14 protein-coding genes and 1 tRNA gene are annotated in these 15,309 nt (G+C 38.9%); 10 read left to right on the top strand and 5 right to left on the bottom strand.

From position 1 onward, the window contains the following. Nucleotides 1-224: 224 nt before the first annotated feature. Together AAC026_RS14300 and ubiE are read right to left on the bottom strand one after the other, a co-directional pair. Nucleotides 225-959: an outer membrane beta-barrel protein gene (locus AAC026_RS14300; RefSeq protein ID WP_339607603.1), complete on the bottom strand. Its 735-nt coding sequence runs from the start codon at nucleotides 957-959 to the stop codon at nucleotides 225-227. Continuing rightward, nucleotides 908-1,630 (bottom strand): bifunctional demethylmenaquinone methyltransferase/2-methoxy-6-polyprenyl-1,4-benzoquinol methylase UbiE, encoded by a 723-nt coding sequence (gene ubiE, locus AAC026_RS14295; RefSeq protein ID WP_339607604.1) that lies wholly within the window; start codon nucleotides 1,628-1,630, stop codon nucleotides 908-910. Before ubiE ends, AAC026_RS14300 begins: the two co-directional genes overlap by 52 nt. Nucleotides 1,631-1,912: 282 nt before the next feature. On the opposite strand from ubiE, the gene AAC026_RS14290 reads away from it, so the two are divergent. The 4 genes from AAC026_RS14290 to AAC026_RS14275 all read left to right on the top strand — a co-directional run bounded on the left by AAC026_RS14290 (nucleotide 1,913) and on the right by AAC026_RS14275 (nucleotide 3,572). Then, entirely contained in the window at nucleotides 1,913-2,125 is a 213-nt protein-coding gene (locus AAC026_RS14290) for a helix-turn-helix transcriptional regulator (protein ID WP_339699286.1), read from the top strand. A 154-nt stretch (nucleotides 2,126-2,279) separates the two neighbouring features. Next, nucleotides 2,280-2,810 carry a DinB family protein gene (locus AAC026_RS14285; protein ID WP_339699284.1) on the top strand — a complete coding sequence of 177 codons (531 nt, stop codon included), beginning with the start codon at nucleotides 2,280-2,282 and terminating at the stop codon, nucleotides 2,808-2,810. Beyond that, nucleotides 2,782-3,177: a DUF1801 domain-containing protein gene (locus AAC026_RS14280; RefSeq protein WP_339699282.1), complete on the top strand. Its 396-nt coding sequence runs from the start codon at nucleotides 2,782-2,784 to the stop codon at nucleotides 3,175-3,177. The genes AAC026_RS14285 and AAC026_RS14280 overlap by 29 nt, the downstream gene beginning before the upstream one ends. Nucleotides 3,178-3,206: 29 nt before the next feature. Then, nucleotides 3,207-3,572 (top strand): DUF2200 domain-containing protein, encoded by a 366-nt coding sequence (locus AAC026_RS14275; protein ID WP_339607608.1) that lies wholly within the window; start codon nucleotides 3,207-3,209, stop codon nucleotides 3,570-3,572. Between the two features lie 169 nt (nucleotides 3,573-3,741). Here the strand turns inward: AAC026_RS14275 and katG are convergent, their stop codons facing one another. Beyond that, on the bottom strand, nucleotides 3,742-5,961 hold the full coding sequence (gene katG, locus AAC026_RS14270; RefSeq protein WP_339699279.1) for a catalase/peroxidase HPI: 2,220 nt from the start codon (nucleotides 5,959-5,961) through the stop codon (nucleotides 3,742-3,744). A gap of 387 nt (nucleotides 5,962-6,348) precedes the next feature. Next, complete coding sequence (locus tag AAC026_RS14265) at nucleotides 6,349-7,311, bottom strand: tryptophan 2,3-dioxygenase family protein (protein ID WP_339699276.1); 963 nt, start codon at nucleotides 7,309-7,311, stop codon at nucleotides 6,349-6,351. A gap of 63 nt (nucleotides 7,312-7,374) precedes the next feature. Between AAC026_RS14265 and AAC026_RS14260 the strand changes: the two genes are divergently transcribed. After that, nucleotides 7,375-8,589 (top strand): acyl-CoA dehydrogenase family protein, encoded by a 1,215-nt coding sequence (locus AAC026_RS14260; RefSeq protein WP_339699273.1) that lies wholly within the window; start codon nucleotides 7,375-7,377, stop codon nucleotides 8,587-8,589. 44 nt (nucleotides 8,590-8,633) lie between these two features. After that, nucleotides 8,634-9,923 (top strand): kelch repeat-containing protein, encoded by a 1,290-nt coding sequence (locus AAC026_RS14255; RefSeq protein WP_339699270.1) that lies wholly within the window; start codon nucleotides 8,634-8,636, stop codon nucleotides 9,921-9,923. Between the two features lie 877 nt (nucleotides 9,924-10,800). On the opposite strand, the gene AAC026_RS14250 is transcribed toward AAC026_RS14255, so the two are convergent. Continuing rightward, a complete protein-coding gene (locus AAC026_RS14250) occupies nucleotides 10,801-11,427 on the bottom strand; it encodes an HAD family phosphatase (RefSeq protein WP_339699268.1) in 627 nt (208 codons plus the stop codon). Between the two features lie 130 nt (nucleotides 11,428-11,557). On the opposite strand from AAC026_RS14250, the gene AAC026_RS14245 reads away from it, so the two are divergent. From AAC026_RS14245 to AAC026_RS14230, 4 genes are all read left to right on the top strand, one after another. After that, a tRNA-Ile gene (locus AAC026_RS14245) sits at nucleotides 11,558-11,631 on the top strand. Nucleotides 11,632-12,274: 643 nt separating this feature from the next. Further along, entirely contained in the window at nucleotides 12,275-12,814 is a 540-nt protein-coding gene (locus tag AAC026_RS14240) for an HD domain-containing protein (protein ID WP_339699266.1), read from the top strand. Next, complete coding sequence (locus AAC026_RS14235; protein WP_339699264.1) at nucleotides 12,814-13,506, top strand: NAD-dependent deacylase; 693 nt, start codon at nucleotides 12,814-12,816, stop codon at nucleotides 13,504-13,506. The genes AAC026_RS14240 and AAC026_RS14235 overlap by 1 nt, the downstream gene beginning before the upstream one ends. Before the next feature lie 290 nt (nucleotides 13,507-13,796). After that, the gene (locus AAC026_RS14230; protein ID WP_339699261.1) at nucleotides 13,797-15,206 is read left to right on the top strand and encodes an MATE family efflux transporter; all 1,410 of its coding nucleotides are present in this window, start codon (nucleotides 13,797-13,799) and stop codon (nucleotides 15,204-15,206) included. Nucleotides 15,207-15,309: the final 103 nt, after the last annotated feature.

Raw genomic sequence — 15,309 nt, 5'->3', positions numbered from 1 at the left:
TAAATCTATTACAGTACTAAATGTTAAACCTGTAAACTTTTTTTAGGACGAGTCAAATTCTAATCCCCCTGACCCCCTTTTCAAAAAAAGGGGGATGGTGCATTAATAACGGTTATCCGTTCTTTACTTGAGTTAGGTCTGTGAAGTTGAATATTAATGGCGATCTATTCCCCTCTATTAAGAGGGGTTAAGGGAGTGTGGTCAAACTATTTCAGGACGATACTCTAATCCGTAAAATGGAAATAAATAGAGAAGTTGTGCGTGGTAATTTGCCCTATACCGTTGGAGTAGAAGTTGTTCGAAGGATTCAGCACATTCGTAAGGCCTCTTGAGTATCTGATTTCGGGTTCAAGTTTGAAGAACTCAAAGTAGTTTTCGAAGCCAAAACCGATTTCAGCTTTCAGGTTTCCTTTCCTTATTTCAAGTTTATCCACACCGCCTAAATCTTCCGCTTTGCCTGAACGCATAGAGGCACTTACACCTGCAATCACATACATTCTAAGGTTATCCCGTCTGATAGAACGGTATTTAACGAAGATACCAGGTTCTATTCGAGTGCTTTCAATCAACTGCTCATCTACCGTACCATCCGTCATATTGTATTGCACCATTTGTTGATACAGACCAATTTTTACTGGTACAAGCCTCAGGGTCAATTGATCGTCTAACCTGAGGTTCAGCATAAAGCCAAGATTGAATCCTGAGTTGTTCTTGGCCACAATTGAAGTTACATTATCGTAATCGGGGCCTTCGAAGGCATCAGAGTATTTTATTCCGTAGTAGTTTTGATGATAGCCCAAAAAGAAGCCATAGTTTACTTTTTTAGCGTCACTACCAATGCGATTAAGCTTTACGGGTGCTTTTTGCCCCAAGGCCACATTGCAAATAAATAATGCTAAACAGAAAACTATTTTTGACCGATGTATATTGAGCTTATACCAAAAGTTAGTGGCTTGCATTCAGTTTTGTTAAATCCTACTTCCCCTAAAATATTCAAAAATCTTTCACCATCGGGAAAAGCAGCTACCGATTCTGGCAAATACGTATAAGCCGATTGATCTTTAGACACCATTTTTCCAATGACAGGCAAAATCGACTTAAAATAAAAATTATAGAGCTGCTTCATGGGGAAAGTTCGTGGCTGCGAAAACTCTACAATGACTACCTTCCCTCCTGGCTTCAATACGCGGTGCATATCGCTCAAACCTTTCTTTAAGTTCTCGAAATTCCTTACGCCAAATGAAACGATCACGGCATCAAAGGTATTGTCTTCGAAGAGTAACTTCTCAGAATCGCCCATCTGCATATCAATGATATGATCGAGCCCCTTTTTCTTCATTTTCTGCTTACCGATTTCCAGCATTCCCGCAGAAATATCGACCCCTACTACCCTGTCTGGATTAAGGGCTAAAGCTTCAATGGCAAAATCTCCTGTTCCTGTGGCAATATCCAAAATCTGCTTTGGCTGATGAGATTTCAGCATTCGAATAGCCTTTTTACGCCAAAGAATATCTATGCCTAGGCTTAAAAAATGATTCAAGAAATCGTACTTGTGGCTAATGTTATTGAACATTTCAGCCACCTGTTCTTTTTTACCTGCTTGGTTCTCTTTGTAAGGTACAACCGCCATTTTTTCGAATTTGGGTGCAATAATACGAAGGAAACAGGGGGGATAAGAGTTTTGTTACGATTAATTACAGTGAAATTAGTGTGCGATCGCAGATTTATATTGGTTGAAGGATAGCACAGATTGTCTTCCTTGGTCTGTGTAATTTGAAATAAAATAACTCCTCACATGTTAAACATAGAGGTTTTTAGACCTTTCCTTCATTAAGGAAATAAACAGTTCTACTTGAATAGCTTCATCTTTAAACGAATCAACACTCTTTAATATTAGTCTGTTGTATAGCCCATGCCTATAATAGTAAACTTAGATGTTATGATGGCAAAGCGAAAAATGTCGCTCAATGAGCTTTCCGAAAAAGTAGGCTTGACCTTATCTAACCTTTCTATTCTTAAAACAGGAAAAGCTAAAGCCATTCGTTTCAGTACATTAGAGGTAATCTGTGATGTATTGAATTGCCAGCCAGCAGATATTTTAGAATATGCAAGGGAGGAAAAATAAGGGTGTTGGCTATAAAGCCCCAACCCTGCTGATTTTTTTATCAAAGATTTCAACCATTACTAAAACAGTTTCCTTTTAGGTTATTTCAGAACTTTCAAGCAACTTTCTATAAACCTTTAAGTAATATGTTTAGATGTTAATAAAAAGTGTCGAAATGACTAATTCTGCATACACACCCCAAGATGGCTTCCCTTATTATTATAGTCTAGTTAAGAGTATAGACTGTATTTCACTTTTTTCGTCATCAGCCACCTTTACATTTTTAAACTCAATAGATGAAGAAAAAGCTTCTTATCGATATGCACCAATCAAATGGAGTATTAAGCAAATCATTGGTCATATAACTGATCATGAAAGAATAAAAATGTTTCGAGCTTTCTCGTTAAGTAGAAACGCACAAATTCAATTATGGGGCTATGATGAGAATTTCTTTGTAGACAATAGTCGTTTTGATGAATTAACAAAAGAACAACTGGTTGCAGATTATAATTATGTAAGACAGGCATCTGTCAGTTTTCTTAACACACTTTCTGAAAGTCAATTAAATATTAAAGGCTTCGCTGGCCAAGATGAAATCACACTTGAAGATTTCTTAAAATCAATCATTGGTCATGAAGTTCATCATTTAAACATTATTAAAGAAAGATATTTAAACAATGATAGCCCTAGAAATTCAAGCTTATAATAATAAACAAACAACAGTTGATCAGAAGATTTGTGAGATTCTTGCAACAACCATTAGCAGTGAATTAGTTGAGGCTGAAAGTAAAATCTGGCATGCCCATCCTGTCTGGTTTTTAAATGGCAACCCCATTGTTGGCTATAGCAAACAAAAAACGGGTTTACGGTTAATGTTTTGGAGTGGAGCTAGTTTTGAAGACGAAAAGCTAAATGTAATTGGCGCAAAGTTTAAAGATGCTTCTGTTTTCTACACTAAAATTGAAGAAGTCAATATAAATGACCTCAAGCGCTGGCTAAAAAAGTCGAAAGAAATTCAATGGGACTATAAAAACATAGTGAAAAGGAAAGGCAAATTAGAACGGTTGTTGTAATTTGAGAAATCAACATAAAACCTCATAACATGAACGACACTAGCCATCACGATGAGCGTATCGCAAAAATGACTTTTTCTTCGGTATACCCACACTATGTTGTAAAAGTTGAAAAGAAAGGCAGAACCATAGAAGAACTGCATGAAGTAATTCAGTGGTTAACTGGTTATGATGAAAAGAAGCTACATCAGCTTATTGACGACAAAGTAACTTTCCAAGAATTCTTTCAAAATGCCTCATTAAACCCCAATGCCCCTCTTATTACTGGTGTAATCTGTGGGTATAGGATTGAAGAAATTGAAAACCGACTAACACAACAAGTAAGGTATTTAGATAAGCTAGTAGATGAATTGGCGAAAGGCCGTAAAATGGAAAAGATATTAAGAGTGGCTTAGGCGTTTCATCTAAAAAAATCATCTCTGCTTTAATAAGACACTCTGAACCTTTCATTTCAATCTAATTTTCCTTGGCCCGAAATTTCAGAATAGCGACTAATTTTAATCAAAAAAGGTGGCTCTTACGAACCACCTTTCAGTATTTACATTAGATATTCTATTTCTAAAATCAAGCTAAATCGAAACGATCGAGGTTCATTACTTTGTTCCAAGCCGCTATAAAGTCCTTCACAAACTTTTCTTCTGAATCTGAAGCACCATAAACTTCCGCCAAAGCCCTTAATTCTGAGTTAGAACCAAAAATAAGATCGGCACGGGTGCCTGTCCATTTTACTTCACCTGTTTTACGGTTTCTCCCCTCAAATACATTTTGCGCATCGGAAGTTGCGCTCCATGTGGTACTTAAGTCAAGTAGGTTCACAAAGAAATCGTTTGTCAATGTCTCAGGACGGTTGGTAAACACACCATGCTTAGACTGGTCGTAGTTGGTATTCAATACACGCATCCCCCCTACCAAAGCTGTCATTTCGGTAGTTGTTAGCGTTAATAATTGAGCTTTATCTACAAGCATTTCTTCTGCCGTAACTTTATGTCTTGGTTTGAAGTAATTTCGGAAACCATCGGCTCCTGGCTCAAGCGCACCAAACGATTCTACATCGGTTTGTTCGAGTGAAGCATCTGCCCTACCGGCTATAAATGGTACTGTAACATTATGACCTGCATTATTAGCAGCCTTTTCTACACCAGTACATCCAGCCAAAACGATTAAATCGGCCATAGAAACTGGTTTAGCATAGGCTTTTTGAATTCCTCCAAGGGTCTTCAGCACCTTAGCCAATTGTGTAGGATTATTCACCTCCCAATCCTTTTGTGGAGCAAGACGAATTCGCGCACCATTTGCACCACCACGCATATCTGAACCACGGAAAGTTGAGGCTGAAGCCCAAGCAGTGGAAACCAACTCTGATACTGATAAACCTGAATTCAGAATTTCCTTCTTCAAATCCGAAACATCATTATCGTTAATTAGCTCATGGGTAACTGCTGGAATTGGATCTTGCCAAATCAGCTCTTCTTTGGGTACTTCCGAACCTAAATAGCGCGAAATTGGCCCCATATCTCTGTGTGTTAGTTTATACCATGCACGAGCAAAAGCATCGGCAAATTCAGCTTGGTTTTCATGATAGCGCTTAGAAATTGGAGCATAAACTGGATCCATTTTTAAAGCCATATCCGCAGTAGTCATCATTAATGCTTGCGTGTTTGAAGGATTTCCTGCAGCAGGTGCCCTAAGTGCATTCGAAGCAGCCGTTGGTGTCCATTGATGTGCTCCAGCTGGGCTTTTGGTCAATTCCCAATCATAACCCAACAGCACGTCAAAATACTCATTGTCCCATCGGGTTGGGTTTGGTGTCCATGCACCTTCAATTCCACTTGTAATGGTATGATCTCCGTGTCCCGTTCCAAAGCTATTCTTCCAGCCTAAACTCATTTCTTCAATGCCCGCAGCAGCTGGTTCTCTTCCCACATATTCACCTGGATCAGCAGCACCATGCGCTTTACCAAAGGTATGCCCACCAGCAATTAAGGCTACAGTTTCTTCATCGTTCATCGCCATACGACCAAAAGTTTCGCGAATGTCAATGGCCGATTTCAACGGATCAGGGTTACCGTTAGGGCCTTCAGGGTTTACATAAATAAGCCCCATTTGAACCGCACCAAGTGGGTTTTCTAACTCCCGATCTCCTGTATATCGTTTATCGCCTAACCATTCGGTTTCAGCGCCCCAATAAACATCTTGTTCTGGCTCCCAAACATCTTCACGCCCTCCGGCAAAACCAAAAGTTTCAAAACCCATTGACTCTAGCGAACAATTACCTGCCAGCACCATTAAATCGGCCCAAGAGATTTTGTTTCCATATTTTTGTTTGATTGGCCAAAGCAGCAAACGAGCTTTATCTAAGTTTCCGTTATCTGGCCAGCTGTTGAGTGGAGCAAAACGTTGAGAACCTGAACTCGCTCCCCCACGGCCATCTTGAATACGATAAGTTCCTGCACTATGCCAAGCCATTCTAATAAATAACGGACCATAATGACCATAATCAGCAGGCCACCAATCTTGGGAATCCGTCATCAAGTCATATAAATCCTTTTTAATGGCAGCTAAATCGAGTTTTTTAAATTCTTCAGCATAATTAAAGTCTTCACCCAAGGGATTTGAAAGGGAAGAATGTTGACGAAGAATGTTGAGGTTTAACTGGTTTGGCCACCAATCGCGGTTTGAGGTTCCACCACCAGCGCTTTGTTTTATTGCACCCCCATGAAAGGGGCATTTTCCTTCACTATTCATATCGTAAACTTTTGCTTTTGAATGTTCGTTGTTTTCCATTTTCGATAGGTTTTATTGTTAACGAATACAATTTAAGAAAACCCTTTCGATAATTTTTATTTATAGTTTTTATGAAGGTATAGATAGAAGCTATATCAATACAAGTTTGCATTGAAGGGCTCTCCATATATAAAGTATACTTACAAAGTTCTTTATAGTTTGAGTTGGACAATTGGCTTTATCATCCTAAACTAATTGTAAGCACACCGCTTTTCATCCTGAGTACAACGAAGGAACTAAAAAATAGCTTAAGTGAATGGGTATAGATCCTTCGCTTCACTCAGGAAAAGAAACTGGCAGTTTTACTTCAATTGATTTTTGCTATCAAAACAAAAAAAACCTCCAGATTCCTCTGGAGATCTAAAGTCTTTATTTAGAAAAGCTGAATTAGTTAAGAACATTCTGATCTACCCAATGCCTTCCCCATTCGTGTTGTTCTTCTTCGGTCCATAACTCGGGAAAGAAAATAACCTTTTGAAATCTTGGAGGAAGGTATTTTTGCCAGTTCGTCCCTCCTGTTGCCTTAATATCTTCTGGTGCGCGCTGCAAATAACGAACGGCTGATTTATAATGTACCAACGGCCAATCCACATTGGCCAGCATATCATAGCGCTTTAATTCATTTATAAGTTCTTCTGTTCCTTCCTGCCCTTTATAGTACCTTGTATAAATCTGATTCAAGTTGGTAGACTTTACCTCTTCAGCCTGATTCATAAACTCTTTGGAATACTTGGTTTCGAATTGATCCAGAGTCAATGTTTTCTTTCCTGTTTTTAGTTCTGTAGCCCCTGTTTTCCAATAAATTGAGTCATACAATTCTTCTATTGAAGCATAAGGATCGAAACCATCTCTCTTTTTATAGTTCACCAGATTAATCATGTCGGTAGAGGCTATTTCAATCATTCGATATTGTGCTGATTGAAAGCCAGAAGCTGGTAAAAGCGACATTCTGAATTGTAAAAACTGCTCCTTCTCCATGCCTTGAATCATGATAGAAAAGGAATGACAAAGGTGTTCGAAGTAGTTATTGATTCGCTTTACTCTGGTAGTGAAAAACTCAGTATTTGGATGTTCAGCAGATTGCAGTTGTTTCATTTCCCATAGAATCAACTTAAAATACAGCTCTGTAGATTGATGATAGACGATAAAAATCATTTCGTCAGGAAAATGTGTTTTTGGATGCTGAAGCGCCAAAAGTGACTCTAAATTAATGTATTCCCAATATTTGAGGTAATCTGCATGCAGTAAACCATCAAGGTAAGAAGCCATATCTTGTCCCATTGCTTCGAACTTGGCTTCAAGTTTTTTAATTCTATCTAATATCCCTTGGTCGATTTCCTTGTTGTTCATACGTTTGCATTGTGCTGAAATACGTGCAAATTTGAAAGATAATATTTAGAAACCAAAGAACATATGAATACCGATAGCCACGCAAAAATCCAGAAATCATCTAAGCAAGATACTTTTGATCACCCTGATTTCTACGGAATGGATTCGATGCTTACAGAAGAGCATATCATGGTACGCGGTGCGGTACGTGATTTCGTAAAGCAAGAGATTTCTCCTTACATCGAAAGCTGGGCGCAAAACGCTCATTTTCCGCTTGAAATGGTGAAGAAATTTGGAGATATCGGAGCTTTTGGGCCTCAATTACCAACCGAATATGGTTGCGGTGGTATGGACTATATTTCCTACGGTTTGATTATGCAAGAAATTGAGCGTGGTGACTCAGGAATGCGCTCTACGGCTTCAGTGCAAGGTTCTTTGGTTATGTACCCTATCTACAAATTTGGAAACGAAGAGCAACGCAAAAAGTACTTACCGAAACTTGCTTCGGGCGAATGGTTGGGTTGCTTTGGTTTAACAGAACCAGATCATGGTTCTAACCCTTCGGGTATGACCACCAATTTTAAAGACATGGGCGATCATTACCTTTTGAATGGTGCTAAAATGTGGATATCAAATGCTCCGCATGCCGATGTGGCCGTGGTTTGGGCAAAAGATGAAACAGGAAGAATCCATGGACTTATTGTCGAGCGCGGAATGGAAGGGTTTTCTACACCAGAAACACACGGAAAATGGTCTTTACGTGCCAGTGCTACAGGTGAATTGGTATTCGACAATGTGAAAGTGCCGAAGGAAAATCTATTGCCTAACAAAAGTGGTTTGGGTGCGCCAATGATGTGTCTGGATTCAGCCCGTTATGGCATTGCTTGGGGCGCTATTGGTGCCGCAATGGACTGTTATGAGTCTGCCAGAAGGTATTGCGCAGAGCGTATTCAGTTCGACAAGCCTATTGGTTCTTTTCAATTGCAACAAAAGAAATTAGCTGAAATGCTGACCGAAATCACTAAGGCACAATTGCTAAACTTCCGTTTAGGCCAACTTTTTAACGAAGGAAAAGCGACTACCCCGCAAATTTCTATGGCGAAGCGTAATGCAGTAGAAACCGCCTTGAACATTGCTCGCGAAGCAAGACAAATGCATGGTGGCATGGGCATTACAGGCGAATACCCAATGATGCGCCATATGGCCAACTTAGAATCTGTAGTAACCTACGAAGGAACACATGATATTCACTTGCTAATTCTCGGTGCTGAGATTACGGGGATTCCTGCTTTTAAATAAAATTTATCTATATTTCATAATTTACACGCAGCTAAAACTATACTATGAAAGTAAAACACTATTGTTTAGTATTTTTATTCTTCTTCATCTTTTCTTGTGATAAAAGTGAAACGATTTTAGAATCTCCTGAAGTTTTAACGAAGGAGGTAGAGGGAATCTCTTCAAGTTCTGCTATAGTTAAAGGTGAGATATTAAAATTGGGCGACTTTGATATAATTGATCATGGTTTCGTTTTATCAAAAAAATCTGAGCCAACTTTAAATGATATCAAAATTCAACTTGGTTCAATTAATAATATAGGTGTTTTCCAAAGTGAGGTTAATAACTTAGAGTCAAACACATCTTATTTTGTTCGTTCTTTTACACAATTTGACGTTGATAAAACCAAGTACGGAAACGAATTGATGTTTAGTACTTCAGAATCAAATGTATGGATAGATCAAACAAATTATCCAGGCGGACATCTTTCCAGAGCAGTTAGCTTTGTTGTTGACGATGAATTATTCATTGGAACGGGTTTGCATGATAGCTTTGTAAATTCCTTTTATAAGTATAATAGCAAAATAGGTTCTTGGGGGTTAATTTCAAGTTTGCCTTCAAACCCAAGAGCAGAAGGAATAGGATTCAGTGTTGGGGATTATGGCTATGTCGGTTTAGGATATCAATGCGTTGGGTCAGGCTTGTGCTCATTTCAATATTATAATGATTTATGGAGATACGACCCAGCAAGTAATAGTTGGCAGGAAATGTCAAGTTTCCCTGGAACTCCAAGAGCATTCGCTACAAGTTTTGTTATTGGAGACAAAGCCTATATTACTGGTGGATCTTCCAGTGGAGATAATGATTTATGGGAATATAATACATTAACAGATAGTTGGGCAAAAAAGACAGATTATCCTGGAAGTTGTTTCAGTAGGGGAATTTCTTTCTCATTAAACGGTAAAGGGTATGTTGGGTTTGGTTGGTCTAGTGGGACTTGTAATGATTTTTGGGAGTATGATCCAATAACAGATACATGGACTCAGAAAGATAATTTCCCTGGAGAGCCAAGATATAGTGCATATGCTTTTTCTTATATGAATAAAGGATACTTAGGAAGTGGGGTTAATCAACAGAGGAGCAACAGTGATTATCTTACAGATTTATGGGAATATAGTCAGTCAGATGATCAATGGACTAAATTGAACACCGAATACCCAGGGAAAGGACGTATCAATATGATTTCCGAAGTCTTAGATAATAGAATATTTATAGGACTTGGAGGTAATAGTACTCTCGGAGGCCCAGGAAATAGATTTGATGATATATGGGAGTATATTCCAGAACAAAATTAAATTTCTTCTCTTGTTATTAGTGCCCTTCACTGATGAGCAATAGTATATTACTTTGAGCCTATAACATACTTTTCTTAACTGGAGTGGCTAAAACCAACCATCAAACACATTCACCCCCACTGTCACAGGTTCGGAGAACCTGTGACTAACTATTAATCAAGTACGCTGTTCGATTTATTTTCATCGATAAAATCTCCTGAGCCTCAGAGCAAGCAAGGCCGCTTATGATCTGTCCGAAAAAAGGTATTACGCCCTTACAGGGCTAAAATAACTTTTTACTGAAATTAGTAATGGATTGCACCCATTCCTATGTTATTTTCCCCAGTTGGGGCTTTACTTTAGCTGCTCAATCAACCCATCATCCTTTGCAACATGGGTTTCACTGCCCTGAAAGGGCCAAATATCAAAACGAAGGTTGAAACCCTTCGGAAAAACGCTACCACAAACACTATTTGAGCCCTGAAGGGATGGAATAACGGTCACTTCGCGGTTAGTCAGGTATCGATTCCTATGTCGCGGGTTCTCCGAACTTGTGACCAACCATTAATAAAGGACTCAGTCCGCTTTCTTTACTCCGTATGACACCAAAAGTAAGCATGTAGCTTAGTTTCTTGTGTTTCTGAAAAAGACCTCCGAAGCTTTGGAGCAAGGCGACTGTTCTGAGCGGTAGTTGATCAAATATTCCTTTGCAGTTGATTATTCAGGTCTGCTCATTTGTTGATTAGAAATTTTGTTTACTTGAAACTTAGCAGGTATTACAAATCGGGCTTTGATATGATTATCAATACTATATAATTATGGGTTTTCAGTTTTAAAGAGTTAGTAACTCTATAAAATGGGTTGGTTAATTTTATGCAAATGTCAACTAAAGACACACCTACTTAATCACATTCACCCAATCATCTGGAGTAATGTTATGAAAACCATTCATGCCCATACCCATGGCAGCCTGAATATTTTCGAGTTTATCATCAATGAATAAAGTACGTGAAGCATCCAACTGATGGTCATTTAATATGGGTTGCCAAGCACCTAAATTAGGCTTTCTTTCTCCCACTTCTTGAGAAAAGTAAACTTGTGTGAAGTACCTATGGAAAGGTTTATGAGGTGAAATTAAATCTACAAGCTTAAGGAAGAATCTTGCATGAATTTCATTTGTATTGCTCATTACAAAAAGCTTATAAGTTTTTGAAAGTTCTTCCAGTTTCTGAAGCCTGTGTAAAGGAATCTGTCCAAGCATAGCATTCCAAGCACCATCCAAAACATTATCTTCAGAAAACACATTTAATGATTCTCTTAGATGCGCCCTAAAAGTGGGGTCATCAATATGACCAGTTTCATAAAGTTTAAAAAACTCAGCTGATTTTGATAGCTCAAGTACTTCATTTTCAGGCATGCCAGAAATTTTGGCAAAGGCTTTAATAGTAGCTGCTTCATCTAAATTAATGATTACCCCACCTAGATCGAAAATAATTGCGTTAATATTGCTTAAATCTGGCGTCATGTTTTGTTGTTTAATTAATCGCAAATATGTAACATTGCACTCCCAAAATCAAAGGGTTTAAAGCACAATGTAGCTTGTTCGTTTTTCAGAATAGCTTCAATATAAAACCAGCCGCTTTAAATAAGATCTTGGGCCTATAACTCAGCTGGTTAGAGTATCTGACTCATAATCAGAAAGTCCCTGGTTCGAGCCCAGGTGGGCCCACTAATAGCACAATCAACTGATTGTGCTATTTTTGTTTTTGCTTGAACCAAATGAAATTACTCTGGATTTTTGTTAAAGACCTATTTACTACTTCTCACATATTGCTGAGAAATTTCCAGAAAACTATTGATCGCTTCTCTATTTGGTCTTTTGCCTATGATATATATTTTCGATCTTTTGAAACATGTATTTTGTTTGCGCTTATTAACTTCCTTGTATTCTTGTTTTATGCTCCAGATAAAAACAAATGGATATATAGTTGCTTTTACTTAGTCTTTTCAATTTTTAGCTTTTACTTTTTTGGTAGTAAGAAATCTGCCTTGACTATTATTAAGCGAGGTAAAAACAGAGAAGAAAGACCATCGTATAAAATTGCAAAAGGAATAAGTATTGTCTATTTCTTATGGGTTTTAGTACTCATATGGTTATCTATTTTTAAGCTCGTTTAACTTGGGTAATTTCTTTACTTCATATAAATACATTTCTGGTTATTAATGAAGAGGAGGTCTAGTTGTAAAGTCATTCCGCACATTACACAACTTAAAATAAAACTGTATTACAGTTCAATAATCCAGCATATCTAAGAAGCTAAACTATTTCCCTACTATTTTTAAAATCAGGCTTTTGCTCGTATTTTGACCCTATGACGAGAGACGAAGCACGAAACATTCTAGAATCAATGACCAAAGGCGACAGCCTTTTGCGTCATGCCCGAAGTGTAGAATTGGTAATGGAAGCTTACGGAAAGCATTTTGGAGAAGATTCTGAGGAATGGGCTATAACAGGCATGCTCCATGATGCCGATTATGAGGCTTATCCCGAAGAACACCCCAATCGAATTGTAAATATGCTTAGAGAAATAGGTGAAGAGAAAATCGCTCATGCCATTTCTGCCCACTACACCAAATGGGGTGTAGAATATGAAACCAAACTGGACAAAGCCTTACTAGCCTGCGATGAGTTAACAGGTTTTACCATTGCCTGTTGCCAAGTTCGACCAGAAAGTATTGAGGGTTTAACGGCCAAATCGGTAAAGAAAAAGCTCAAGCAGAAAAGCTTTGCGGCCAAAGTAGAGCGTGATGAAATCGAAAAAGGCGTGGAACTCTTGGGTGTTGATCTGACCGAACACATAGAGTTCATTATTAAGGTATTGGAAGAAAACAGAAAAGATCTGAATATTTGATGAAAAAGCTAGTTATACTCTCCGGGGCAGGCATAAGTGCCGAAAGTGGTTTGAAAACCTTTCGCGATGCAGACGGACTTTGGGAAGGTCACTCCGTAACCGAGGTAGCCACTCCCGAAGGTTGGCGCAGGAACACGGAATTAGTGTTGGAGTTTTACAATCAGCGTAGAAAGCAAGCTTTAGAAGCCAAACCAAACAAAGCACATGAAATTCTAAAAGAATTAGAAGCTTATTTCGAGGTGAGCATCATCACCCAAAACGTGGATAATTTTCATGAACAGGCAGGCTCAAGTCAAGTGATTCACTTGCACGGTCAGCTTTTTCAGAGTCGTAGCGTGGTAGATGAATCATTGGTTTATGAGATGGACCATTGGGAACTTAAACTCGGAGACCTTTGCGAAAAAGGACATCAATTGCGTCCCAATATTGTATGGTTCGGTGAAGCTGTTCCCATGATGGATATCGCAGCGGATCTTACCCAACAAGCCGATATTCTTGTGATTGTGGGAACTTCACTTGTGGTCTATCCTGCTGCCAGTTTAGTGCATTATGTAGGTAATCACGTGCCTATCTTTATTGTAGACCCACATCAACCAGAAATTAGCCGTAGATCAAACCACCATTTTATTCAAGAAAAAGCAACTATTGGAATGGTATCGCTCAAAGAAATCTTACTTGAAAAATACGCTTAATTCATAATCAGCTAATTATTACAGAATCAAGAATCTTTAAAATAATGAAGCAAAGCCCTCCCCTTTGGGGAAGTTCCAACACTTCAGAATTGATGGGTCTAAAAAAATTAATTAAAGACTACATCGGGATTTTGTAAAAAGAAAAAAAACTCACACTTTTACGCCATCATGAAGTTATGAGAATTGTGTTTACCATAGTAGCCGTCAGTGCACTGGTCGCAGAAGCGAGCAAGTAAAATCGCTCGTCCCCCTATTACTCATATTTTTACATTACTTTTTTCAAGACAACAATGACAGGTTTTTCAAAATCTTCTATTAAGAAGTTTATACACTATTTTAAAATAGCAATTACTGGTAAGGAAGAAGACTTCACTACTGGTAGCATTCGCAAAGCCATCTTTATGCTTTCCATTCCTATGATTTTGGAAATGCTGATGGAATCTACTTTCGCTTTGGTCGACATGATTTTTGTGTCGCAGGTAAGCACCAACGCCATTGCCACAGTGGTACTCACAGAATCCGTAATCACCTTGGTATATGCCTTAGCGATTGGCTTGAGTATGGCCGCCACCGCTGTTGTAGCGCGTAGAACTGGCGAGAAGGACATGGAAGGCGCTTCTAAAACAGCAGTTCAAGCCATATTTCTAGGTACAATTATCGCTACAGTAATTGGCGTTTTCGGTATTATTTATCCCAAAGAGATTCTTGGTTTAATGGGCGGAGAACCCGATTTAATCGAAGAAGGCTATCGTTATACCCAAATTATGATTGGGGGAAATATTACGGTAGTACTCCTATTCTTAATCAATGCAGTTTTCCGTGGCGCGGGCAATGCCTCTATCGCCATGTGGACCTTGGTACTTTCCAACGGGATCAACATTATCCTTGACCCAATGTTCATTTTTGGTTTTGGCCCTATTCCAGCTTATGGCGTGGAAGGTGCTGCCATTGCTACCAATATTGGTCGTGGAGTGGCGGTAATCGGCCAACTTGTAGTGCTCTTTATGGGCGGCAGTCGCATTAAAGTCGGTCTTAAAGATTTAGTATTCCGAGGCAAAATCATGTGGGGCTTGATCAAGGTTTCTTTGGGCGGCATTGGTCAGTTCATTATAGGAACTTCCTCTTGGGTAATTCTCACCAGAATTATTTCTGAATTTGGTAGCGATGTATTGGCAGGTTACGGCATTTCCATCCGTGTAATGATGTTTACCATGATGCCCGCTTGGGGAATGAGTAATGCTGCTGCTACGCTGGTTGGGCAAAACTTAGGCGCAGGCCAACCCGACAGGGCCGAAAAATCGGTATGGACAACGGCTAAATACAATGCCATTTTTATGGTGAGTATTTCTGTGATCTACCTACTGTTCGCCAAAACCATTGTGGGTTGGTTTAAAGGTGATATTGCCGTAATAGAAGCTGGAGCCTTGAGTTTACAGGTGATTGCGGCTGGCTATGTTTTCTATGCTTATGGCATGGTGCTCACGCAATCTTTTAATGGGGCAGGAAATACCAAAGTGCCAACGGTAATTAACTTCTTCTGCTTCTGGTTGTTCCAAATTCCAGTAGCTTATGTCGCTGCACTCATTCTAGGCTGGGGGCCTTTGGGCGTTTATTTGGCCATTACGCTTTCCGAAACCTTGATTGCTGCGGTGTCGTGGTATTGGTTCAAAAAAGGGAAGTGGAAAACCTTCAAAGTTTAGCACACTTCAAATTTTAAGAAACACCTTATGTTGAATTTTCAGCATAAGGCGTTTTTTTAATACCCATTTTAAACCAATTTACAAATCACTTACATTTGAGTTT

Origin of the sequence: uncultured Roseivirga sp. (assembly GCF_963973945.1) — a bacterium.
GTDB lineage: Bacteria > Bacteroidota > Bacteroidia > Cytophagales > Cyclobacteriaceae > Roseivirga.
This window is presented reverse-complemented; position numbering and strand designations above follow the sequence as displayed.